The following is a 25852-nucleotide window of genomic DNA, read 5'->3' on the forward strand; positions in this document are numbered from 1 at the left end:
CGGTCAGAGTCCTTGTTCGCTGAGCCACAGATTGAGGGCCGCGAGCTGCCACAGCTTGGAGCCGCGCAGCGGAGTCAATTGACCATCGGGATCGGTCAACAGCTTGTCGAGCATGTTCGGGTTGAACAGGCCACGGTCCTGGCTCGGATCGAGCAGGAGGTCGCGTACCCAATTCAGCGTGTCGCCTTCGAGGTGCTTGAGACCCGGTACCGGGAAGTAGCCCTTCTTGCGGTCGATGACTTCGGACGGGATCACCAGGCGCGCCGCTTCCTTGAGCACCTGCTTGCCGCCGTCGGGCAGCTTGAACCGCGCAGGAATGCGGGCCGACAGTTCAACCAGCCGGTAATCCAGGAACGGCGTGCGCGCTTCCAGGCCCCAGGCCATGGTCATGTTGTCGACGCGTTTGACCGGGTCGTCCACCAGCATCACGGTGCTGTCCAGACGCAACGCTTTATCGACCGCCGCATCGGCGCCCGGCATCGCGAAGTGCTCGCGGACGAAATCACCAGCGGCGTCGTTGGCCGTCAGCCATTGCGGAGCAACCGTCTGCGCGTACTCGTCGTAGCTGCGATCGAAGAAGGCATCGCGGTAAGCGGCATAAGGATCGGCCGCGCCATCGACTTGCGGGTACCAGTGATAACCGGCGAACAGCTCGTCCGCACCCTGGCCGCTTTGCACCACTTTGCAATGCTTGGCGACTTCGCGGGACAGCAGATAAAACGCGATGCAGTCGTGGCTCACCATCGGCTCGCTCATGGCGCGAAACGCAGCCGGCAGCTGCTCGATGATTTCGCTTTCCTTGATCCGCAGCTGATGGTGGCGGGTGCCGTAGTGCTTCGCGATCAGGTCCGAATACTGGAATTCGTCGCCACGCTCGCCCCCGGCGTCCTGAAAACCGATGGAAAAGGTCGACAGGTCTTTCACACCGACTTCGCGCAGCAGGCCGACCAGCATGCTCGAATCTACGCCGCCCGACAGCAGCACGCCGACGTCGACGGCCGCACGTTGACGAATCGCGACCGCTTCGCGGGTGCTGTCCAGAACGCGGTCGCGCCAGTCTTCGAGGGTCAGATTGGCTTCGTCGGCGCGCGGGCCGTAAGGCAGCGTCCACCAGACTTTCTGCTCGACCTTGCCGTCGGCGCTGAAGCGCATCCAGCTCGCAGGCGGCACCTTTTCGACGCCCGCCAGCAGGGTGCGCGGGGCCGGCACCACCGCGTGGAAATTCAGGTAGTGATTGAGCGCCACCGGATCGAGCATCGGGTTGATGTCGCCGCCTTTGAGCAAGGCGGGCAATGCCGATGCGAAGCGCAGGCGCTTGTCGGTGCGCGACAGGTACAGCGGCTTGACGCCCAGACGGTCGCGGGCGATGAACAGGCTATTGTTGTCGCGCTCCCAGATGGCGAAGGCAAACATGCCGTTGAGCTTGGGCAGCAGGTCTGCGCCCCAGGCGTGATAGCCCTTGAGCAGCACTTCGGTGTCGCCACCGGAATGGAATTGATAGCCCAAGCTTTCAAGCTCGGCACGCAGTTCGGGGAAGTTGTAGATCGCACCGTTGAAGGCCAGTGACAGGCCCAGATGGCTGTCGATCATCGGCTGCGCAGAGCCGTCAGACAGGTCCATGATTTTCAATCGGCGGTGGCCCAGGGCAATCGGCCCCTGGCTATGAAAGCCCCACGCATCCGGGCCACGAGGCGCCAGATGATGGGTGATGCGTTCTACCGCGGCGAGGTCCGCAGGTTGGTTGTCGAAACGTAATTCACCAGCTAATCCGCACATATTATCCTTACCGGTTTTCCGTTGGGGAGCGTAGACGGGGAGTCCGGCTACCCAAAGACTGACCGGCAGGATTTGCCAGAGTTTTAGAACGATCGGTTATAAGCGCAAGGCGAGGACTGCGTCATAGGCCACATCCGGCAAGGCGTGCGGCTTATTGTGAGAATGAGCCGGCGGCTTTTAACCCAGCCTTCGATCAACGGCGTTGCACCCGACGCCTTCCCGGCTAAAGCCGGTCCTACGAACAGCTTTCAACATCTGCCGGACGTCCGTAGGACCGGCTTCAGCCGGGAAAAGGCCGGCGCAGGCTGCGGAGATGCAGTGGTGGGAACTCAATCTTCGTCCAATGGCGGCCCCGAGCAAGCCTACTTCCGCAGGGCATGCGTGCACCCTCTGAAGCTCAATAGCCTGTCATCTCCAGATACCCGACGCCGTCGTGACTTCCGCTCACCTGTACCGGGCCCTCCCAGTAGGGGATCTGCAGGTTCATCCAGGCCTTGGGGTTGAGCGCCTCGACCGAGATATCGATGCCCTTGCCGGGGATTTTTACCGACCAACGGGTGGGCATGTCGCGGCCTTCCACCTCGGTGGTGTCTTCGGGCTCGAGTCCGATGTCGCCGGGCGCGAGCATTTCGGTACTGCCGTCGCGGTTGATCCAGGTTCCGGTAAGGTACGGCTCGCCGTTTTTATTGCGCATTCGGTAGAGCATCACCTCGGCGCCATTGTTCAGGTGAAGGGAAAACCAGTCCCAGCCCGTCTGATCGGCGGTCAGTGGCTGGCTGCTCCATTCGCGGTCCAGCCAGGCAGGCCCGCTGACCTGATACGTTTTGCCGTCGATCTCGAGGCTGCCGTCAGCTTGAAAGAACGGCTGGCTGTAGTAATACGAGGCCTGACCTTCCTTGGATTTCTGACTGAAACCCTGCTTGCCCTGCAGCACCAGCGGCTTGTCGGCCTTCAAGTGCAGGCGATAGCTGAACTGCGGCCCTGCGGCCTGCAGGTGCATGTCCGCCAGTGGATCGGCGTGTTCGGCATCGCTGGTCAGCGACCAGTCGTCGATCCAGGCACTGAACGGCGTCAGCTTCACCCCGGCCTGTTCTACACCGCCGCGTGCGTAGCGTTCGGTGGCGTAATGCTCATCCTCCGAAGTCACCGCAGCGTGCCCCATCCACAGGTTGCGATTGCTCCAGCCGACGGTCGCGCCCTTTTCCTCTCTGGCGCGCGGCAGGGCGTTGCGAAACAGCGTCCACTGCACGCCGAACGATTGTCCGTCGGCATCGGTCAGGTTGGCGGTGATGTACCACCACTCGATACGGAAATCGTCGTGGGCGCCGTGATCGTCGGGAAACGCGAAACGCTTGTCTGGCGTTACCCGGGCGTAACTTGCGGCATCGTCGGCCAGCCCGGCGAAGCCTTTTTCTTCCGCCGGTTTGTCGTCGCACGCGCTCAGCAAGAGCCCGACGAGGAACACGGCCAGCGCCTTAACCTTCATTGGCGAACGTCCTCAGCAGGTCGGCAGGGCGAGTGCGATACAGGCGATACAACGGCCACGCCGATGCCAGAAGTGTGGCGAACATCGCCAGCAGCATCAGGCGCAACAGCTGCATCGGGAACACCTGCAAGGGCAGCCGCCAGCCGAACGCCTGCACATTGATCACGGCATCCAGGCACCAGGCCAGCAACAATCCCAGCGGAATCGCCAGCACCAGCGTCAGCACCGCCAGCAGCCAGGTCTGCGCGAGATTGAGTAGCATCAGTTGCCGCCGTGTGACGCCCAGCGCCCATAGTGGTGCCAGCTGACCGAGCCGGCTCTGGCTCTGGGTCAGCAGGCTGATGAACAGTGCCACGCCCGCCACGCCCAGGGTCAGGCTGTTGAGGGCGGCGGTGGCGGCGAAGGTGCGCTCGAAGACCTGGCGCGACCAGGCTTTGAGCTGGATCTGATCGACGATGCGGCTGTCGTCAATGGTGAATTTGTTGTGCAGCACGCGTAGCAGTTGCGGGATCGCCCGCGGATCGATGCGCAGATTGAAACGGTTGGGCGTCAGTTGTGGCCAGTGCTTGAGCAAATGGTCGGCGTTCACCAGCATGTGACCTTTGGGGTTGCCGTAGTCCGCGTAAATGCCCACCACGCGCAGCGTCCAGTCGCCGTCCGGCGCAGGCACCTTGAGCTCGTCGCCGACGCTGACCTTCAACCGTCGGGCCAGCTGTTCGCTGAGCATCAACGCATCCTCGCTGGCCAGTCGCGCCCAGGGATCGCCGTCGGCCGACTCCAGCAACGGCCAGTGTTGGCGGTAGTGCGGGTGATCGATCACGCCATACAGCTCGGCCGGCCAGCCGTGCAGTTGCAGCGAAACCTGCCAGTTGGGCAGCACTGCGGACGTCAGCGGTTGCTCGCTCAGCCATTTTTGCAGCGGCGCGGCCTGAGCCGGGTTTTGCGGGTTAATGTACAGCTCAGCGCTCAGGCGTTGCTCCAGCCAGTGCGTGAAGGTCTGTCGAAAGCCCGAGGTCATGCTGCCTGCGCCGATGTTCGCGGCCATTGCCAGCAACAGCGCCATCAAGGCCAGACTCAACGCCGGCAATTGCTGGCGGCAGTCTGCGAGAAACCACTGGCCCAGGACGGAGCGGCTTTTTCCGAGCAGACCATTGAGCAAGCCGTTGAGCAGCACAGGCAGCCCCAATGCCGCGCTGAGCAGCAGGCTGGCCATCAGCAAGAAGCCCGCCGCCAGGCTGTTGCCAAACAGTGCGGCGAGCATTGCAATCAGCGCGCAAACCCCGGCAATCCAGCCCTGACGCTTGAGCCAGGTGGCGTGGGTTTCGTGCCAGGTCTGCGCGTTCGCCAGTGCCAGCAACGGCAATCGAGCGGCGCGCAGCAGGCTGCTGGCGCCCGCCAGAAAGGCACCCAGCAGACTCACGCCCAGCCCGCTCAGCCACCACCAGACGCTCAGGTTCAAATGCCCGGCCACTTCGGCGCCGTACAGGCCGCGCAGGCTGGCGGCGACATCGGGCAACAGCACACTCGCCAGCCAATAGCCGCTGATGACCCCGACAATGCCGCCGAGCAGGGCCAGCACGCCCAGTTCGACGATCAGACTGGCGATCAGGCTTCGGGCACTGACGCCGCAGGCACGTAAATTCCTCAGCAGTCCGCGACGCTGCTCCAGTGCAAGGCCAATGGCGGCATGGACGATGAACAGCCCGACCACGAATGAAAGAAAACCGAGCGCGTCCAGGTTCAGGTGGAAACTTTCGGTCAGGCGGCCCAGGTCGTTGTCTTCGCCACTTTTACGAATGACCAGCTCGCCGTTCAACGCGGCCGGCAGGGCGGGTGCGTTGTCGGCGAAGTCCTTGGGCAGCACGAGCCGCGAAATCTGATCAGGCTGATTCAGCAGTTGCTGGGCGAAGCCAATGTCCATCAGCAACAGCCCCGGCGCCATGTCCACCTGCGCGTGCAGCGGCGGTAACGCGCGGCCCGATTCGGTCAACGGCCTTTGCCCCTCATGCAGGCCAAGCGCGGACAGGGTCTGGGGAGAAATCCACGTGACGCCGGGGGGCGTGAAAAAATCGACGATCTGCGCGGTGCTCAGCGACTGGCCGGCCAGTGCGGTGTTGACGGGCAGCGACACTGGCTCGATGCCCAACAGCGTCAGCCGCACGTCGGGCGCTTCCTTGAGTGTCACGCGCCCTCTGAGCGCGGGCGAAACCGGCCAGCCCGCGCGACGCAGCGTGACAAACAGTTCTTGAGAGAAATTCGCGCCGTTGGGCGACACCAGAATCTTCTGCGGCTCACCGCCGATCAGTTGGCTGGCCTTGGCGTAACTTTCGCGGGCCTGGCTATTGAGTGCCTGCACGCCGGTCAACAGACTGGTGGCCAGCCACAGACCGGTCAACACGCTGAAAAACTGCACGGGATGGCGGCGCCAGTGGCTGAGCAGCGCCTTCAGCGTCCAATGGAAAACGGGCATCTCAGCGTTCGCCTTCCGGGAGCAGACGTCCCAGATGCAGAACCGCCTGACGCTGCAGACGCGCGGCAACCCTGGGGCTGTGCGTCACCATCAACAGGCTGGTCGGGCTGTCCGCGAGGATGTCGAGCAGCAATTGCAGGACTTCATCGCTGGTGGCTTCATCGAGATTGCCGGTGGGCTCGTCGGCCAGCAGCAGGCCCGGTCGCGACGCCAGCGCCCGTCCGATGGCGACACGTTGTTGCTGCCCGCCAGACAGTTGTTCGGGATAGCGCTTGAGCAAGGCGCCCAGACCGAGCCGTTCGACAAGCTCTGCTTGCCAGTGCGGTTGATAGCGTCCGGCCAGACGCGCCTGGAACGCCAGATTGTCCTCGACCCTGAGGCTGCCGATGAGGTTGAACTGCTGAAACACCAGGCCGATCTGTGTGCGCCTCCAGTTCGCCAGTTGCGCCTCGTTCATCTGATCCAGACGCTCGCCAGCGATCTCGATGCTGCCCTTGTCCACCTGATCCAGCCCGGCGACCAGGTGCAGCAGCGTGCTCTTGCCGCTGCCCGATTCACCCATCAGCGCCAGGCTGCCACCCTGTTCCAGCTGCAGATCCGCGCCCCGCAATACCGCCAACGGGCCCTGCGCCGTGGCATAGCTTTTGAACACGCCTTGGACTTGCAGCATCGACATGCACCTGACAGGGGAAATGAGAGGGAGAATACCGGGTTGTCCGGGGGAGATGTAAACAGCGGGAAGGTACGCATGTGCACCGCTGTCGATGCACACCCACCCCGGGTGCCCACGCCGGCCGCTTCCCGGCTGAAGCCGGTCCTACTGAGGCAACGCTTTGCCAGCCCCTGCATCTGTGTCGAATGTACCGGTCTCTTCGCGAGCAAGCTCACGCCTACAGATAGGTCGCGGGCGTTTCTGAATTCTTCGGCCAGACACAAATCCCGTATGAGCGTGCTTGCCCGCGAAGACTGACTGCCAGCCGCTGCATCTCTACCAGCCAAACTAAAAAAACCAGTCACACTGGCCTGTTCAAAAGCGAGCTCACTCCCACATCGGTGTCACGCAGATCATTACTTTCCGCGAATCAGACTGCGCAGTGCGAATCGGTTGGGGTGGCAGGCTTCGGCCACGCTGCGGGGCAGGGGCAGGGGCTCGTTGTCGAGCCACGCGGCGATCAGCTCGCCGGACAGCGGCGCGGTGATCAGGCCGCGCGAGCCGTGGCCGCTGTTGATGTAAAGCCCGTCCAGCCACGGGCACTGGATGGACGGCGCCTGGCGGGCGTCTTTGCGCAGTACGGCATAGGCCTGGAAGAACGCATCGCGGTCAGCCAGTGGTCCGACGATCGGCAGGTAATCCGGGCTGGTGCAGCGAAAAGCGGCGCGGCCTTGCAGGTCCTCCACCGGGATTTCGCTGGCCTGCAGCCGGTCTGTCAGGTCCTCGGAAATTTCCCGCAGCAGATCGAGGTTGCCCAGATGCTCCGCGGTGCTGGGCGTCAGGTCATCGCTGTTGAACGCGAAGCTTGCCCCCAATGTGTGTTCGCCCAGCCGCGCGGGCGCGACATAGCCCTCGGCGCAGACCACCGTGCTCAGCGATGCGCTGGCCGGCGTTTCCGGCAGTCGTGTGATCTGCCCGCGAATGCGCTTGAGCGGCAGGTCGGCGCTGGCGGGGAATCGTTTGACCTCAGCTGCACCCGCCAGCACCACCACCTTCGCCTGGGCGAGTAGCCGGTCGCCATTCCAGGCCTGCCAGACCTCGCCTTTGCGGCGCAACTCGAGCGCCTCGCCATGGGTGGTCAGATCAACGCCTGGCTGCTGCGCCTGATAGCGGCATAACGCAGGCGGATGCACCCAGCCTCCTTGCGGATAGAACAGGCCGCCGCTTGTCAGGGCAATACCGGCTTTCGTTTCAGCGTCCGATTGCTCGAGCACCTGCAGCAAGTCAGGGGTAAATGCCTGGGCCAGTTGTGCCTGACGTTCGTGTTCCTTTTCATCGAATGCCAGTTGCAGCACGCCGCAGTCATCCCAGTCGACGCCCCGCTGCAACCGCTCCAGCAGGCGACGCGTATGGCCGAAGCCGCTGAGAATCAACTGCGAGAGCGCGGTGCCATGGGCCGACAATTTCAGATACAGCACGCCTTGCGGGTTGCCCGAAGCTTCGGCTGCAACGCTCTGATGACGCTCCAGCAACTGGACCTGCCAGCCGCGCGCGGCCAGGCTTGCGGCGGTCGCGCAACCGGCCAGCCCGGCGCCAATCACCAGCGCCCTGCGTTCATCGCCATGCCGGACCGGCCGCGCGAACCAGGGCCTGGCGCGAGGCGGGGCGGGCGTGTCCTCGGGCCAGCCGATGAAGCTGCCCTTGAGCACTTCCCATTTGTGGCCGATACCGGGCACGCGTTTCATCTTGAAGCCGGCAGCGTTCAACGCGCGGCGCACCCAGCCGGTACTGGTAAACGTCCCGATGGTCGCGCCGGGAGCGGCCAGACGCGCCAGTTCGGCAAACAGCTCCGGGGTCCACATTTCAGGATTTTTCGAAGGCGCGAAGCCGTCCAGAAACCATGCGTCGATCTCGCCGTCCAGCTGCGGCAGCATGTCCAGCGCGTCGCCGATCAACAGCGTCAGGGTCACCCGGCCACCTTCGAACACCAGACGCTGGAAGCCCTCGTGAATCGCCACGTACTGCGTCAACAATTGGTCGGCGAAGGGCTTGAGTTCAGGCCACAGCTGCAAGGCCCGTTGCAGATCGTCACGGCTGAGCGGGTATTTCTCGACGCTGACAAAGTGCAGACGCGCCCCCGCGTGAGCCTGCGCAGCAAACAGCTGCCAGGCGCAGAGGAAGTTCAGGCCGGTGCCGAAGCCGGTCTCACCGATCACCAGACGACCGCCGTCAGGCAGCGCAGCGAAGCGCTCGTGCAGCGCGTTCTGCGTCAGAAACACATGGCGGGTTTCGTCCAGGCCTGACTCGGTGGAGAAGTACACGTCGCAAAACACCCTCGAATGGGGGTTGCCGTTCTCGTCCCAGTCAATCTGGGCGTGGTCAATGGTGGTCATGTTCGGCTCGGGGTAGGCAAGGCGGCGATTTTACCCCAGCGCCCGGTGAATGCAGACAGCGCGACGAAATGAATAACTATGTATGCCAGCGCCCGCGTGAATCCTGATTACGTTCAACGCTCAGTCATTCACAAGGACGTCACCATGAGCAGTACCGCGTTACCTCAAGTCTCGACCATCATCAACAACACCTTGCCCGCCTGGTTCATCAACGCGTCGCCGCAGATGCGCAACGCCCTGACGGCAGACATGGGCGCCAGCCGTCGCGCCACGCTGGCGGCAGGGCAGGTGCTCGATCGCATCATCGACCTGCCCGCATTCGCCCGTCCGTTACTGGCCCAGGCGCTGCAAGACGCGTTTGGGCCGGGCCTGGATGTCGACGCCGATCATTTCTACCACGTCAGTTTCGAGCGCGACTGGCTGACCGGGCGCGCATCACCGAAAAGCTCGACCACCCAGTCGCTGTTGCAGGCCGCGCTGCAGAACTTCGAGGTCAGCGAGCAGGCACAGGTGGTGCAGGAAAATACCTCGCTGATTTACCGCAACCTGTCGGGCAGGGACCACTTGCAGGCACGAAGCGATCCCCTTAACAGGCAGAACGTCAGCCCCGAGCGTTTCATCGAGCTCTGTCGAAAGGTGGATGTGGGCGGCCAGTATCAGCGCCACCTTCGCCACGTGCTGCATCCGGTGGCGCGCGCGGATGTGCCTGGCAGTGTCGGCAGCGAAGAAATCAAGCAACTGCTGATTGAGAAGGATCGCCTGGCACTGAGGGTTGAATCCCACATCGCACGCATGAAAGATCTGATCGACGAGGCGGAGTATCAGGCACTGCTTGCGTTGGAGGGGCAGGCGTCTTCCGGGCAACTGTTCACCTTGCAGTTGTTGGGCTTCACGTTACGCGATGCGCTGGTGATGCAGGCGCCCGGCGCGGCGCGCTGCGTGGTCTATCTACCGGGCGAGCCCGACGCACCCGTTCGGTCCTACGCCTCGCTCGACGCCTTCATGCAGGCATTGAGGGCGAAGCTACGCAGCGAAGGCTACCAGCGCTACTTTGACCGCTTCCTCGCTCAGCGCAGCAAAGGGGCGTTTTTCTCCTTGCTTCATGATCGCCTCGCCCCGCAAAGCGTGCACAGTGTAGCGGGGGGCAAAGGATTTCATCGTCAGCGGGTGGCTACGACCCAAGACGACCCCAACGCCAATCTCGACCTGCAGACCGTGTCTCTGGGCATCACGCTCGACGATTTTCTGTACCTGCAATCGATGTTGCACATCAAGGACGACGCGCGGGTGCTGGCCGTGCCGACCGATGATGAGGACGCCAATACCCGTCTGAAGCGTCTGGCCCAATGGCGCGAATACGGCATGGATGCGCTGAATCTCGCGGCGTTCTTCGTGCCCGGGCTGGGAGAAGGCCTGTTACTGATGTCTGGGGCGCAGCTGCTGGTCGACACCTTCGAAGGCGTGGATGCCTGGCGTCATGGCGACATGAGCCAGGCCTTGGAACACTTGAGCGAGGTCGCGGAAAACCTCGCGTTCCTGGCGGCCATGGGCGCGGCCGGCAAGTGGGCGAGCGGACCCAAGTCCACGAACGTCGAGCCGCCTCCATTCATCGCGCGGATGCAGCCGGTCACGGATTCGACCGGTCAGGTGCGGTTATGGGACAGCAGCAGCGAGCTTCGCCGTCTGCACCCTTCGTTGGCCGATTTCGATGACAAGACCCTGACGCGCATCATGGCGGTGGCCGATGTCGATGCCGCAGCGGTCCGGCATGCGCTTGTCAACCAGAGGCCACCGGCAGCGTTGATCGACGTCGCCAAGCGCTTTCGTCTGAGCGACAACGCGGCCCGATCCGTCGAAGCCTTCGAAGCGGCCTATCGCGAAAGCGAGCGGTCCAGTGACCCACTGGTGACGCTGCTCAGGCGGGATTTTTCTTCGCTGACGCTGGCGTCGGCCCGTGAGTTGCTGGCCAGCGCCACCGCCGAGCAGCGTCTGGTAATGCAATCGAGCGGGCGCATCCCGCTGGAGATTGCGGGCAAGGTGCGTGGTCATCTGCGGCAGACTCGGATGAGCCGCGTGCTGGAAGGTTTTTTTCTTACGCCGAGCCATGCCAGCCGCGACCTTCAACGCCTGACCCTGCGCAGCGTCGAGCTGTTTGCCGGATGGCCCGATGACCTGCGACTGGAGATTCGCGAGGGCACGGCAAAAGGTGCGCTGCTCGACAGCATCGGCCCGGAGCAGTCGCCTGAACGTCGCATCCTGGTGCGCGGCACCAACGCCTATCATCCGTGTGACGGCGAGGGCAAATCCATCGGACGCGAAGGCAGTCTGTTCTCCGCGATGCTGCGTGCGTTGCCTCAGCAAACCCGACAGGCAATCGGCCTTGCCGATGCCGACATCGATGCCCGCGTGCTCAAAGGCCGGGTGTTCAAATGGCTGAAACAGCAGCCGACATGGGCCGCCCGGACGCTGGGACAATGGTTGCCCGACGGTGCATCGCGCATGCCCATGCGGCTGGTGGACGGCCGCACCGGCTATCCGCTCAGCGGCCGTGGTGCCGGGTTCAGCGAGGCGCCGAGCGAGGTGGAGCAGCAACTGTTGCAGGCAATGACGCAGCTGTATCCGGAGAGTCCCGACCTGCCGGCGCAAGTGCGTGACAGGGCCAGACGACAGCGTCCGCTGGCTGATCTGCTGGCGACCACCCGGCAGCGGATCGAGGCCTGGCAGCAGCTGTACTGCAGCCTTCTGGCGTGGGTCGAGGCCGATGACATGAGCGTGCTTATCAATGAAAACGAGCGCCCGGCGCGACGCACCGTGGCAACGGCCATCGAACGTGCCTGGCGCTACAGTCACAGCGCGGCACCGCGTGGCCCGCGCTCGCTGACGCTTGAGCACATCACCCTGCCGCAACTGCCAGCGCTCCCCGATTTTTATGCTGACATCAGGCGCATGGATCTTAATCACATCACCGCCGATCTGCAGGGCGCCAACGCCTTTCTGGAACACTTCCCGTCCCTGACGCACCTGAATCTGCGCGCCAGCTTCCTTGCCATCCCGGACATCCTGCCTCGACTGGAACGGCTGGAGCACCTGTCGCTCGAGCGCATGCCGTGGACCATCGATCAAGCGGTAATGGATGTGCTGATGGACATTCCCGACCTCGATTCGCTGAGCCTGGCCAGCAGCCCGCTGGCTCAGTTCACTGACACCGGTCGCCTGCGCCTGTCGACGCTCTGGATCAACAATACGGGGCTGACTCAGTGGCCGCAGTGGGCTCATTCGCTGGGGCTCAACGAGCTCGACATCAGCGACAACCATATCGTAGAGATACCCGATGAGGTGATCGAAAACCCTCACGATCCGGACCGCCACCTGGTGATCTATGCGTACAACAATCCGCTGGATCATCAGTCGCTGGAGAATTACTGGCGTAATGACACCGGCTTCGGTCATCGCTATCGCCTGGATTACGACTTCCCCGAGGACATCCGCGAGCTTCCGGTGGAGGGCATGGTCGAGGGCAGCGACAGCGAGAGCTCCGATGACGACGACACCGATCATGCGCATCCTTCCACTTCCGGTGCGCGCGCGCCGGCAGCGTCGGTCGAATTATGGATCAGGCCGGATGAGCCGGCGCTGAACGATCGACTGCGCGCCGCCTGGGCGCAGGTCGAGCAGGCAGGCGATGCGCCGCATCTGCTGGTGCTGCTGCAGCGTCTTCGTCAGGCTGCGGATTTTCGTCTGTTCCACGCCGAGCTTGCCTGTGACGTGCTCACGGTGCTGGAATCGGTTGCGACAGATGCGGCCTTGCGCGGGCAGGTCGAGGTCATCGCCAACGATCGCCTGTTCGGCGCTGACCAGACCTGCCAGGACGGCGCGCGTCTGATCTTCAGTGACATTCAAGTGCTTGTTTACAGCGAGCAGGCGCTTCGCGGCGTGGCGCAGGCTCAGCGCACGTCGGTCATGCTTGGGGTGATTCGCCAGCTGTTCCGGCTCAATGAGGTTCAGGCCATTGCCGACGCCGAAATCCTCCGGCGCCAAGGGTTGGGCATGAACGTCGACTCCGCCGAGGTGCGCATGGCGTACCGCATCGGTCTGGCCGACGAACTGGCGCTGCCCGGTCAGCCTCATCGCATGGTCTGGGAGCGCCTGGCTGCTGTCGATCAGGGCGCGTTGCTGGACGCTCGCCGGCGGGTGCTCGAGGCGGAGCAGGGCCCTGCGTTTCTTGAATTCGCGGTGGCTGACCGTCAATGGAATGCCCGCTTGCGTGCCGAGCATGGGCCGGGCATGGAACTGGCGACGGCGGTGGTCCAGACCCGGATGGCTGCGCTCGAGGACCATCCCCCTGAAGATCCTGACGAATACCACCGCCAGGGGCAAGCGTTGATCGCCCAGCGTGAGGCGGATGAGCACACCATGCTCATTCAGCTGACCGACCTGTACCGCGCCGGCTGGTAATACGCATTGCGGTGTGTCGGGTGACGGAGCACACGGTCACCCGGCACGCCGGCGGCCCGATTTTCGTTGCGATTGACCCCTGAACGCGATTGGCGGTCATACCCTTCACTGATACCAGACGCCTGCTAGTCTTGGGCGATCATGAAGGGAGCCATGCATGTTCGAATCCGCTGAAATCGGCCATACCATCGATGACGAGACCTACGACGCTGAAGTTCCGGCACTGCGCGAGGCGCTGCTGGAGGCGCAATACGAACTTCACGAACAAGCCAAACGCCAGATCATTGTGCTGATCAACGGCATTGAAGGCGCTGGCAAGGGCGAAACCGTCAAACTGCTCAACGACTGGATGGACCCGCGCTACATCGAGGTGCGCACCTTCGACCAGCAGACCGATGAGGAGCTTGCTCATCCTCCGGTCTGGCGCTATTGGCGACAGCTTCCGCCCAAGGGCCGCATCGGCGTGTTCTTCGGCAACTGGTACAGCCAGATGATTCAGGGCCGGGTGCACAAGCAATTCACCGACCCGGTGCTGGATCAGGCCATCAACGGCGCGGAGCGTCTGGAGAAGATGCTCGTCGACGAAGGCGCCGTGATCTTCAAGTTTTGGTTTCACCTCTCCAAACAGCAAATGAAGCAGCGCCTCAAGACCCTCAAGGACGATCCGCTGCACAGTTGGCGGATCAGCCCGCTGGACTGGCAGCAATCGAAAACCTACGACAAGTTCGTGCGATTCGGCGAGCGCGTCCTGCGCCGCACCAGTCGCGATTATGCGCCGTGGCACGTGATCGAAGGCGCAGACCCGAACTACCGGAGCCTGACGGTCGGCCGGCTGTTGCTGGAAGGCCTGCAAAGCGCGTTGAAAACCCCTGAAGGCCAGAGCAATTTCGTCAACCTCGGCCCGCTGCCGAGCAACACCGACGAGCGCAGTCTGCTGGACAATCTGGACATGTCGCTGGCGCTGGAAAAGGACGATTACGAAGAGCAGTTGATCACCGAACAGGCGCGTCTTTCCGGCCTGATGCGGGACAAGCGCATGCGTCGTCATGCGCTTGTGGCGGTGTTCGAGGGGAATGATGCCGCCGGCAAGGGCGGGGCGATCAAGCGGGTTGCCGGCGCGCTCGATCCTCGTCAGTACCACATCGTGCCCATCGCCGCGCCCAGCCAGGACGAGCTGGCACAACCTTATCTGTGGCGGTTCTGGCGACAGATTCCGGCGCGCGGCAAGTTCACCGTATTCGACCGTTCCTGGTATGGCCGGGTGTTGGTGGAGCGGGTCGAGGGTTTCTGCTCTGAAGCAGACTGGCTGAGGGCTTACAGCGAGATCAATGATTTCGAAGAACAGCTCACCGATGCGGGCATCGTGGTCGTGAAGTTCTGGCTCGCGATTGACGACAAGACGCAGCTTGAGCGTTTTCAGGCTCGGGAGAAGATCCCTTTCAAACGGCACAAAATTACCGAAGACGACTGGCGCAACCGCAAGAAGTGGCCGCAATACCGAGAGGCCGTCGGCGATATGGTCGACCGCACCAGCACCGAAATCGCCCCGTGGACGCTGGTCGAAGCCAACGACAAACGCTGGGCCCGGGTTAAAGTCCTGCGCACGATCAACGAGGCGCTGGAGGCCGCGTTCGCAAAGAGCGACAAGAAGAAAAAATGACTCATGGAACACAATTACTGCAGGAGCAATCGGAGGTGACGACGCTCGCGAATGCGGTCTGGCTGACACACCGCATTCGCAACCCTCATCACTTCGAATTGCGCCTGCAGAGGATTAAGGCGTCAATGAGTCTGCAGGATCACCGCTCCCGTAATGCTTCGGTGCGGGCTTTCAGGACGGGTTTGAGAAGGTAGTCCATTACGCTTTTCTCGCCGGTGATGATGTCCACTGTCGCGACCATGCCGGGGATGATCAGCAACGGTTTCGCATCGCTGCCCAAGTGGTTTTTGTCGGTGCGTACCTGGATCAGGTAGAACGTGTTGCCCTTGTCGTCGGTGGTCGTGTCGGCGCCGATCAGCTCCAGCCTGGCCGGCAGTCCGCCGTAGATGGTGTAGTCGTAGGCGCTGAACTTGACCATGGCTTTCTGGCCTGGATGCAGAAAGGCAACGTCCTGCGGCCTGACTTTGGCTTCGATCAGCAGGTTGTCCTCAAGCGGCACGATTTCCACCATGTCGCTGCCGGGCTGAACCACGCCGCCGATGGTGTTGACTTTCAAGGTCTTGACGATGCCCTTGACCGGCGAGGTCACGGTGGTGCGCGTGACGCGGTCGTCGATGGCGATGCTGGTGGCGCTGGCTTTAGCCAGGTCCGAACGCTTTTCGTTGAGGTCCTTGGTGGCGTCGGATCGAAAGGTATCAGTGGATTCCTGAATCTTGCTTCTGATCTCGTTGATCGCGGCTTCGGCGCGGGGAATCGCCAGCGAAGTGGCATCCATTTGCCCGCGAGCCTCGGACGCCTTGCCCTTGAGCCGGATGATCTCCACTGGCGACACGGCGCCGCTGTTCACCAGTGGCGCCGACATGCTCAGCTCTTGCTGAATGAAGCCCAGCTGATTGCGATACTGATCCTGCTTGGAGCGAAACTCGGCGACTTCCTGCATCTTCTGGCGCAATTGCTCCTGCAACGTGCGCTGCTCGCTGGCCAGGCGCCGCTGGCGAGAGTCATACAGTGCCTGTTCATCGGCCGCCACCTGGGGCGCTTTGCCAAGCACCTCGGCAGAGGGTTTGAACGGCCTGCCTTCGGCCTCCGCCGACAGCCGATCAACCTGCGCCATGAGCGTGTATTTGTCCACTTCGCTTTCGCCCTTGTTCGAGAGAAAACGCGTGTCGTCCAGGCGCAGCAAGGTGTCGCCCTTGTTCACGATCTGCCCTTCGCGCACGAAGATTTCCGTGACGATGCCGCCTTCCAGGTTCTGGATCACCTGCACCTTGCTCGACGGAATGGCCTTGCCTTCACCCATCGTGACCTCTTGCAGCACTGCAAACCTGGCCCACACCAGCGCGGTGATGATCAGCGCGGCGGCGATCCACACGGTGACGCGCGCGCCACGGGGAGAGTCCTGCGCCGCGACGCCTGCGACCTCAGGCATGAACTCGTTATCGACCTGGCGATCAGGGTGAAAATAGCTGTGAGCGGATGACATGGGCGACGCTCCTTAAACCATGGCCGGGCCGGTACGGCCCTTGCGCAACGCTTCGACGACGAGCTCTTTGGGACCGTCGGCGACAACTTTGCCGTTGTCCATCACGATCAGCCGGTCCACCAGACTGAGCATCGACATGCGATGGGTGACCAGCAGCAGGGTTTTGCCTTGCATCAGCGTGAACAGCTTCTGGCGCAAGACGTCTTCGCTGCCGTTGTCCATGTGGCTGGTGGGTTCGTCGAGCAGCATGATGGGTGGGTCGAGCAGCAGCGCGCGGGCCAGTAAGACCGCTTGACGCTGCCCGCCGGAAAGCAGTTGTCCGCGCTCGCCAACAGGGCGGTCGAAGCCCTGCGGATGGTTGCGCGCAAGGTCGGTCACGCCTGTCAATTCGGCCACCTCCAGCATTCTGGCGTCGCTGACGTAACGCGCGCCGAGTGTCAGGTTGTCCCGCAGACTGCCCGCCAGCAGCGGCAGATCATGGGCCACGTAGCCCACTTGCTGGCGCAGGTCCGCGACGTCGACCTGACGCAGATCCAGGCCGTCGAGCAACAGCTGGCCGGAATCAGGCGTGTAGAAACCCATCATCAATCGGGCAAGGGTGCTCTTGCCCGAACCGCTGCGACCGATGATGCCGATCCGCTCACCGGGTCTGACGCTGATCGTGACTTCGCTCAGGGCGGCGGGCGTACCGGGGCCGCCATAGGCGAAACTGGCGTTGACCACCTGCAGCGCGCCTTCCAGCCGGGTGTGTTGAAGCGGCGTTCGGCCAGGCTCGCGCTCTTGCGGCAGGGCCATCAGCGCATCGGTGCTCTTCATGGTGATCTGCGCCTGCTGATAGCGCGTGATCAGCCCGGCGATCTGGCCCAGCGGTGCCAGCACGCGACTGCCGAGCATATAGCTGGCCACCAGCGCACCGACGCTGAGGTTGCCGGCAATGATGATGTAGACCCCGGCGACGATGGTCGCCATGCCCGAGAATTGCTGGATGAACAAGGTGCCGTTGCTGGCCAGCGCCGAGAGGTCCCGGGCGTGGCTGTCGAGGCGGGTGAGGGCGCCGTGGGTCGACTCCCATTTATGCTGGCGTTCGCTTTCGGCGCCGCAGGCTTTGAGGGTTTCCAGTCCGCCGAGCGTTTCCACCAGCAGGGCCTGACGTTCGGCGCCCAGCGCAAGGCTGCGTTCGACGGTGTCGCGCAGGCGCATCTGGATGATCCAGGCAAACAGGATCGTGATCGGAAAAGCCACCACCGGAATCACCACCAGCCAGCCGCCCAACAGCCCGATCACCGCCAGCATCAGCACGGCGAACGGCAGGTCGATGATGCTGGTGAGGGTGACGGCGGTCAGAAATTCTCGCAGGCCCTGGAAATCATGAATGCTCTGGGCGAAGCCGCCGACGGTGGCAGGGCGCGCTTTCATCGCCATTCCGGTAATGCGCTCGAATAACGTGGCGGACAGAATCACGTCGGTTTTCTTCCCGGCCTGATCCAGCAGACGCGCGCGCACCAGACGCAACGTCAGTTCGAACGCCGTGCCGATCAGCAGGCCGACGGCCAGCACCCAGAGGGTCGACGTCGCCTGATTGGGCACGACGCGGTCGTAGGTCTGCATGACGAACAGCGGCACCATCAACCCCAGCAGGTTGATCAGCAGGCTGGCGAGAATTGCGTCGCTGTAAAGCCAGCGCGACAGTCTGAGGGTGTCACGAAACCAGGCGTTGACCCTGGGCACCAGCGGCGCGCGCAGGTTTTCCAGTTCGTGACGCGGGCGGGCGAACAATGCCTGGCCTGTGTAGAGCGCTTGCAGTTCTTCGCGGGTGACCCGCTGCTCGCCACCTTCGGCTTCGCTGGGCAGGATCAGCGCACGCCCGTCCTCTTCCCAGCGCCGCAGCACGGCGCATCGGTTGCCCTTGAGCAGTAATAAAACGGGCAGGTTCAGCCGGTCGATGGCGTCCAGATCGCGGCGCAGAATGCGCGCCTGCAGTCCGGCGCGAGCGGCGGCACGGGGAAGCAGTTCAACGCCCAGCCGATGCTGCGCCAGAGGCAGGCCAGCACTGAGGCTGGTGCGGCTGGCGTTGCAATCGTGCAGTTTGCAGAGGATCAGCAGGCCGTCGAGCAGCGGATCGTCGTAGTTCGAACGAGGGTCGATCGGATGGGCCAGATCGATGTGTGTCGGTTCCATGCGCGTCACAGACTTCTCCCGGGCGCTTGCGCGCTACTTCAGTTCAGGCAGCCGTGCTTCGCTTTTGACTTCCGTCAGGGCGACCGCTTCAGCCGGCAATACCACGCGCTCTTTGCGCAACAGCTCGCCTTCAGTGGCCAGCACCCGGTACATCGCGAATTCTTCGGTGTAGCGCAGTTCGGTGTAGCGGCGGGCCGCGTTGTAGAGCTCGTTTTCGCTGTCCAGCAGGTCGAGCAGGGTGCGTTGGCCGAGGCCGAACTGATCCTGATACGCAGCGCGCACGCGGGTGGTGGTCTCGGCGTATTCGCGGGCGATCGGCGTCTGGGTGCGCGCGTTATTCATCGCATTCCAGGCCAGCGCCAGGTTCTCGTTGAGCATGCGCAGCGCGTTGTTGCGAATGTCCATGGCCTGCCCGGTCTTGTAGGAGTCGGAATTGAGGCGGGCTTTGTCGCGATTGCCGTTGAACAGGTTGTAATTCATCACCACGGCAGCGCGCCATTCGTTGTCGTGGCCTACCTCGCCTTGCAGGTTGTCGTTCGCGCCGACCGCAAGCTCTCCGTCGAAACGTGGGTAGAAAGGCGATTTCGCCACTTCGTATTGCTTCTCTGCGGCGTTGACGTCGGCCTGCGCCGATTTCAGATAGGGGTTGTTGATCAGCATGCTTTGCCGCGCGGCGCTCAGGCTGGGAGACACCTCGCCCCTGATGCTCGGCGGAGCTTCCAGCTCATCCGGCATCCTGCCGACCGCACTGAAGAAGTTCGCCTCGGCGTCGGCCAGGTCGACTTGCGCGGTGTAGAAGTTGTTTTCGGCCAGCGCGCGACGGGCCTTGGATTGATCGGCGTCTGCGTTGCTGCCGATGCCCCGATTGGTGCGCAAGCCGATCTGGTCGTTGATGCGCAGGTGCGCCTGCAGGTTGTTCTTCGCCAGATCGAGCATCTCGCGACGCTTGAGCACTTCCAGATAGACCTCGACAGTGCGCAGCGCGAGGCTTTCAGAGGTGCCGCGCAGGTAATACGCACGGGAGTTGACGACCTCGCGGGTCCTGCCGACCTCGTTCTTGGTGTTGAAGCCGTCGAACAGCATTTGCCGCAGCCGCAGTTCCGACTGGGTGTAGTTCAGGGTTTCTTCGTTGTGATTGTTGAAGCCCCGGGTATTCGGGCTGTCGGTGTGTTCACGTCCGTAGGCGGCGATCAGATCAACCGTGGGGAGATAGCCTCCTTTGGCGAACTTCACATCCTCGTCTGCGGACAATCGGTTGTTCACGTTGGCGTGAATTTCCGGGTGATTGTCGATGGTGTTCTGAATCGCCTGGTTGAGGGACATGGCTTGCGCTTGGGCGCAGGCGACCGCCAACACAACTGCACTGTAGAGCGGGGTCAGATCGCGCATGAATACTTCTCCGTGAAATGTTATCGTGCTGCTACGCCAAAAAACCGGCGATTCCTTCGGTTAAAACCGTATCAGGTTTGTAACATCACAGCTAAGAACAACTTTCGGAAAAGCTCAGACGTTTTTTTCATATCCGTTATTCCAAAAAAAACTTATGTCCTTTTGGATTTTCAGGCGATGGTGAAATCCATGACTCGCCTGTATTCAATGCATTACGGGCGCTTAAAAGGTTTTGTGCGCGTTTCAGCGGAAATTTGACGGCGTCCCATCAAGTCGTTTTTCGAACAAAAAACTTGAAAAGATTCAGCGACATAAAATTGTCGTCTGATAATGGTTTAAAGCCTTTTCTGTACGCCGTTCGAACAGTTTTTGTTGGATTCGTAACATTTTCTGATCGGTTATTTGCAGCAAGGGAGTGTCTATGGCCAGGTTGATCGGTACGGTGCAAAAAGTGGTGGGCGACGTTTTCGCGGTGGCCGGTGATGGAACCCGACGACTGGTCATCGAGGGGGACAGGCTCTACGCCGGTGAGCAGCTCCAGACCGGGCCTGCGGGCGCGGTGGCCGTGCACCTCACCGATGGCGGCGAGCTGACCCTGGGGCGCGACAGCAGCATGCCGCTGACGCCGCACATCCTCGCCAACCATGCGACCCCTATCGATACCCCGGATGCCGCCGCGCCCAGTCAGGCGCAACTGACCGACGTGCAGCAATTGCAGCAAGCCATCGCCGCCGGCGCGGACCCCAGCCAGGTCACCGATGCGCCCGCCGCGGGCAATGCCAATCCCGGTGGCTCGCCGAGCGCGCTCGGTGGGGGCCACTCCTATGTGATGCTGACCGAGACCGGTGGCGTGGTGAATCCGGTGATCGGCTTCCCCACCGAAGGGCTCAATCCAGTGTTTCTGGTGCCGGAAGGCGAAATCGGCGGGCGGGACGATGGCTCGCCCGACGCCAGCCAGCCGCCCGTCATCACGCCACCGCCACCGCCGACGGACAACGGCATTTCCCTGGGTGAGAGCGAGGTGACGCTCAACGAAGCCAACCTGGAGGGCGGCAGTGCGCCGGATGGCGCCGCGCTGACCCAGGGCGGGACGTTTCAGGTCAACGCACCGGACGGGCTGCAAACGCTGACCATTGGCGGCATCGACGTTGTCACCAATGGCGTGCCAATGTCCGGGCAGCAATCGATCACGCTGCCTTCAGGCAATACGCTGACCATCCTCGATTACAACCCAACCACGGGCGTGGTCACGTACACCTACACGCTCACCGCGCCGGAATCCCACAATCAGGGTGATGGCACGATCGACAATGAGCAGATTCCGGTACACGCGGTGGACAGTGACGGCGATGTGGCTGACGGCAGCGTTATCGTCCATGTGGTCGACGATGTGCCGCACGCCGTCGCCGATGTCGGGTATGTGCTCGAAGGCGGCAACGTCATCGGCAACGTGTTGCTCAACGATCAGGCGGGTGCTGACGGTCCGGGCGCGGGCGGGCTGATTGTCGGCGTGCGCGCCGGCAGCGATACGTCAACGCCGGTCACGACCGGCTTGAACACAGTGATCAATGGTCTTTACGGCACGCTGATCATCGACGCTGCCGGCAACGCCGATTACCACAGCACGCCCGGCGTCATTGCGCCGGAAGGTGCGCAGGATGTGTTCACTTACTCGATCCGTGACGCCGATGGCGACACCAGCACCACGACGATCACCGTCAATGTGGTGCCTGACAGCGGCGTGATCATTGCGCCGGGCGATTGCACGGTCAATGAATCGCACCTGCCAGGCGGCTCTCATCCGGATGCCGCCGCACTCACCCAAAGCGGCACGATCAAGATCACCGCACCCGACGGCCTGCAGACGCTGACGGTGGGCGGCATCAACGTAATCGAGAACGGCGTGGCGATCACCTCGCCGCACACGGCGCAGTTGCCGTCCGGCAGCACGCTGACCATCCTCGGTTACAACCCGGTCACGGGCGTGGTGAATTACACCTATACGCTCAACACCCCGGAAGATCACAGCAGGGGTAACGGGGTGTCGGTCAATGACCGGATTCCCGTGCACGCGGTGGACTCCGATGGCGACGTCGCCAGCAGCAACGTGGTGGTCAGGATTGTCGACGACACGCCGCAGGCCCATTGCGACATTGGCAATGTCGCGGCGGGTGGGGAGGTCAGCGGCAACCTGTTGCTCAATGACTCGGCAGGTGCCGACGGTGCTGGCCCCAACGGCCTGATCATCGGCGTGCGTGCCGGTGACCATACGTCAACGCCAGTGTCCGGCGGCCTGAATACCGTGATCACTGGCCTGTACGGCACGCTGATCGTCGACAATCAGGGTAATGCGACGTATCACAGCAACCCCGCGCTGGTAGGTCCTCATGGCGAGCAGGACGTGTTCACCTACACGATTCGCGACGCCGACGGCGACACCAGCACCACGACGGTGACGGTCAATGTGGCGCCGCCCTGTCCGCCGGTGGCGTGCAACGACCACGACGTGACCGTTCATGAAAGCGCGCTGGATACCTACAAGGACGGACTGGATCTGGCGCCCGGCAAGGTCAACGGCAGTCACCCGGGCTCAAAGGCCGAAACCGGCACCGGCACGGTCGCCGACTCAGTGCAGGGCGGCACCGGGGCGCTGACCTTCAGCCTGCCAGGCGCGCATAACGGCACCGCCCAGGGCGCGTTCGGCGTGCTGCACCTCAATGCCGACGGCAGCTACACCTACACGCTCACATCCCCGGCGCAAACCACGCCGGGCGCCAACGACGGGCCCAATGTCATCCACGACTCGTTCACCTACACCGTCACTGATTCGCTCGGGCATTCGTCGTCGGCGCAGATCGTCGTCAACATCGTCGACGACCAGCCCAAGGCCGCGTGCATCGATCGCACCGTCACCAGCGAATCGACCGGCACTAACCTGATGCTGATCGTCGACACTTCGGCGAGCATGAACGAAGCGTCGGGCGTCAATGGCCTGTCCAGGCTGGGGCTTGAGAAACAGGCGATCGTCGAATTGCTGAACAAATACGAAGCATTGGGCGACGTACGCGTGCAACTGGTGACCTTCAACAGCCAGGCGCACGTCGGCAGCAACGAATGGGTCGATGTGGCGACGGCCAAAGCCATGGTCAACGGCCTGACGGCGGGGAACGGCACCAACTACGACGCGGCGCTGGCGGCAGCCGAACAGGCGTTCAGCCAAAAAGGCGCCATCAGCGGCGCGCAGAATGTGGCGTATTTCTTCTCGGACGGAAACCCCACCACGTCACCGCAGCACTCCGATCCGGGCAGCGTGCCAGACCCTGACCGTGGCGATGGCATCAGCCCCGGTGAAGAGGCGGCCTGGACACAGTTCCTCGACAGCCATCACATCAACGCTTACGCCATCGGCGTCGGCACGCAAGTCAGCAGCACCTATCTGGACCCGGTCGCGCACAATGGCGCGACGGCCACTGACAGCAACGCCGTGATCGTGACCGATCTGGGCCAGCTCAATGTCGTGCTCAGCGGCACGGTGCAGGGTGGGGTGCACGGCAGTCTGCTGGAAGGGGGCACCTTCGGCGCGGATCAGGGTTACGTCAAATCGATCAGCGTGGACGGCACCACTTACCAGTTCGATCCGACAGCGTTCAGCCATCACGGAAGAGTCACCACCACAGGCGGCGAGAATCACGGCACGCTCGATCCACTGAGCAACAACCTGACCATCACCACCGAGCAGGGCGGCACCCTGGTGATGAACATGAACACCGGCGCTTACACCTACACCCCGGCTGCTGGCGTGCAGCAGCCGCAGACCGAGAACATCCATTACGTGCTCAGTGACTACGACGGTGATCTGGCGTCAGCCAACCTGAATATCCATGTCGTGCCGTCGCCGGTGTACGAAGCGCCCATGGCCGTGGCCGACAACGTCATCACCAACCAGAACGGCGCGACCGTTTTCATTCCTGGGCAGGCGCTGGCGGCCAATGACGCAGCAGGCAACGGCGGCTCGCTGACCGCGACGCCGACCCGTTTCGACACCGGCTGGACCGCCAAGGGCGGTGATTTCAGCGCGACGTCGCTCAAGACCCTTCCGTTCGCCAGCAGCCAGAACAAAGCGGTCAATCAACTGAAGAATCTGGAGCGCAGTGATTTTTTCAACAATTCGGCGACGACGGCTCTGCTGGTGATCAGCGGCTATCTGGGCGCGGTCAATGGGTCGCCCGCCAATGCACAGGACCTGTACAGCGTCCATCTGAAGGCCGGGGAGACGGTCACCGTCGACCACTCCCTGACCAACGACGTGCTGGGCATGGCCTGGAAGTTCGAGGAAGGCGCCTACCATGGCATTGCCGACGGCGGCAGCTTCACTGCCACTGAAGATGGCGTGTACCGGCTGGTCGTGGTGAATCAGGCCGATCCGGGTGTGAAGGAACACTACAACCTGAACCTGACGATCGACTACGCGGCGGTCAATAACACGCCCGATGTCCACAGCAGCTATACCGTCACCGATCCCCACGGCGGCAGCAGCACCGCGGCGGTGAACATTACCCATCAGGACGGGCAGGTCGTGCTTGGGACGACAGGCGACGATGTGCTGGTGGGCGCCGCGGACAGTCATCTGCACGGTGGCGACGGCAACGACGTGCTGATCGCCGGACCAGGCAACAACGAGCTGTTCGGCGATAACGGCAATGACATGCTGTTCAGCGGATCGGGCAACGATCTGCTCGACGGCGGCGCGGGCCACAACACCGCGAACTACTCGCTGGCCACTGCGGGCGTCACGGTCAGTACCGCCGAACTCGGACCGCAGCACACGGGTGGGGCGGGCGTCGACACGCTGGTGAATATCGATAACCTGATCGGTTCGAACTTCAACGATCACCTCACAGGCGATCAGGGCAACAATATACTCAACGGCGGCCTGGGCAACGACGTGCTCAACGGCGGGGCGGGCGATGACATCCTGATCGGCGGACCGGGCAACAACACCCTGACCGGTGGCACGGGGCACGATACCTTCCAGTGGCAGGCGGGGAACACCGGGCACGACACCGTGACCGACTTCAATTTCGGCCTCGACAAGCTGGACCTGTCTCAACTGCTCCAGGGCGAGCACGGGGACGCGAACTCGCTGGAAAACTTCCTGCATTTCAGCGTCAGCGGCAGCGGGACATCTCTGGTTTCAACCATCGATATAAGCAGCGTCGCCGGGGGCGCGATCACGCAGACCATCGACCTTGCCGGCGTGGATCTGGCCCAGCACTACGGCGTCAGCCCCGGTGCTGGCGGCGTGGTGGCCGGCGGCCCGGATGCCGCAGCCATCATCAACGGAATGCTTGGGGACCATTCGTTGAAGGTCGATACGGTGTGAGGGAAGGCTTGCGGTGTGCCTGAAACACCGCACCAAATGTCTGGCTTCTTGGTGTTGCCGCTGGCGAATGGGATAAACGCGACGCTGCCCGTCAGGCCTCGGTCTCGATGGGGGGCAGTCGAATACCCGGAAAACCGCGAGCTGACTCACGAAGAGGCCGCTGTGGCTGGTGGAGATGCAGCGGCTGGAACGCAGCCTTCGCGGGCAAGCGCGCTCCTACGGGATGTGTGTCTGGCCGGAAAATTCGGGAATGCCCGCAGATCCGTGTAGGCGTGAGCTTGCTCGCGAATTGGCGGTACATCCGATAGAGATGCAGCGGCTGGCAATCAGTCTTCGCGAGCAAGCTCGCTCCCACGGGTTGTGTGTCTGGCCGGAAAATTCGGGAATGCCCGCAGATCCGTGTAGGCGTGAGCTTGCTCGCGAATTGGCGGTACATCCCATAGAGATGCAGCGGCTGGCAATCAGCCTTCGCGAGCAAGCTCGCTCCTATGGGTTTTGTGTCTGGCGGGAGAACCCGGGAATGCCCG

General features: G+C 62.7%; 11 protein-coding genes. 3 read left to right on the forward strand and 8 right to left on the reverse strand.

Translation table 11 applies throughout. From position 1 onward, the window contains the following. Nucleotides 1-3: 3 nt before the first annotated feature. The 5 genes from BMZ10_RS15370 to mnmC form a co-directional block, all read right to left on the reverse strand. Nucleotides 4-1776 (reverse strand): N-acetylglutaminylglutamine amidotransferase, encoded by a 1773-nt coding sequence (locus BMZ10_RS15370; RefSeq protein WP_093463834.1) that lies wholly within the window; start codon nucleotides 1774-1776, stop codon nucleotides 4-6. Between the two features lie 397 nt (nucleotides 1777-2173). Next, a complete protein-coding gene (locus tag BMZ10_RS15375) occupies nucleotides 2174-3262 on the reverse strand; it encodes a lipocalin-like domain-containing protein (protein ID WP_093463837.1) in 1089 nt (362 codons plus the stop codon). Continuing rightward, on the reverse strand, nucleotides 3252-5732 hold the full coding sequence (locus BMZ10_RS15380; RefSeq protein WP_093463840.1) for an ABC transporter permease: 2481 nt from the start codon (nucleotides 5730-5732) through the stop codon (nucleotides 3252-3254). Before BMZ10_RS15380 ends, BMZ10_RS15375 begins: the two co-directional genes overlap by 11 nt. Nucleotide 5733: 1 nt before the next feature. Then, nucleotides 5734-6402, reverse strand: a complete 669-nt coding sequence (locus BMZ10_RS15385) for an ABC transporter ATP-binding protein (RefSeq protein ID WP_093463843.1) — start codon at nucleotides 6400-6402, stop codon at nucleotides 5734-5736. Nucleotides 6403-6800: 398 nt separating this feature from the next. Then, nucleotides 6801-8777, reverse strand: coding sequence for a bifunctional tRNA (5-methylaminomethyl-2-thiouridine)(34)-methyltransferase MnmC2/FAD-dependent 5-carboxymethylaminomethyl-2-thiouridine(34) oxidoreductase MnmC1 (gene mnmC / locus BMZ10_RS15390; protein ID WP_093463846.1), 1977 nt, complete (start codon nucleotides 8775-8777; stop codon nucleotides 6801-6803). 144 nt (nucleotides 8778-8921) lie between these two features. Here mnmC and BMZ10_RS15395 point away from each other — a divergent pair, with 144 nt between their 5' ends. Both BMZ10_RS15395 and pap read left to right on the forward strand, forming a co-directional pair. After that, nucleotides 8922-13232 (forward strand): dermonecrotic toxin domain-containing protein, encoded by a 4311-nt coding sequence (locus BMZ10_RS15395; RefSeq protein ID WP_177182132.1) that lies wholly within the window; start codon nucleotides 8922-8924, stop codon nucleotides 13230-13232. Between the two features lie 157 nt (nucleotides 13233-13389). Next, nucleotides 13390-14892, forward strand: coding sequence for a polyphosphate:AMP phosphotransferase (gene pap, locus BMZ10_RS15400; protein ID WP_093463852.1), 1503 nt, complete (start codon nucleotides 13390-13392; stop codon nucleotides 14890-14892). A 139-nt stretch (nucleotides 14893-15031) separates the two neighbouring features. Here pap and BMZ10_RS15405 read toward each other — a convergent pair whose 3' ends face one another. The 3 genes from BMZ10_RS15405 to BMZ10_RS15415 are packed head-to-tail and all read right to left on the reverse strand — an operon-like array spanning nucleotide 15032 to nucleotide 19942. Continuing rightward, nucleotides 15032-16375: an HlyD family type I secretion periplasmic adaptor subunit gene (locus BMZ10_RS15405; protein WP_093463855.1), complete on the reverse strand. Its 1344-nt coding sequence runs from the start codon at nucleotides 16373-16375 to the stop codon at nucleotides 15032-15034. 12 nt (nucleotides 16376-16387) lie between these two features. Then, nucleotides 16388-18562, reverse strand: a complete 2175-nt coding sequence (locus tag BMZ10_RS15410) for a type I secretion system permease/ATPase (RefSeq protein WP_371265975.1) — start codon at nucleotides 18560-18562, stop codon at nucleotides 16388-16390. Nucleotides 18563-18586: 24 nt separating this feature from the next. Beyond that, nucleotides 18587-19942 carry a TolC family outer membrane protein gene (locus tag BMZ10_RS15415; protein WP_093463858.1) on the reverse strand — a complete coding sequence of 452 codons (1356 nt, stop codon included), beginning with the start codon at nucleotides 19940-19942 and terminating at the stop codon, nucleotides 18587-18589. A gap of 421 nt (nucleotides 19943-20363) precedes the next feature. Here BMZ10_RS15415 and BMZ10_RS15420 point away from each other — a divergent pair, with 421 nt between their 5' ends. Then, nucleotides 20364-25325 carry a retention module-containing protein gene (locus BMZ10_RS15420; RefSeq protein ID WP_093463861.1) on the forward strand — a complete coding sequence of 1654 codons (4962 nt, stop codon included), beginning with the start codon at nucleotides 20364-20366 and terminating at the stop codon, nucleotides 25323-25325. The last annotated feature ends 527 nt before the right edge of the window (nucleotides 25326-25852 follow it).

This window comes from Pseudomonas sp. NFR16 (assembly GCF_900108875.1).
In the GTDB taxonomy this organism is placed as follows: domain Bacteria; phylum Pseudomonadota; class Gammaproteobacteria; order Pseudomonadales; family Pseudomonadaceae; genus Aquipseudomonas.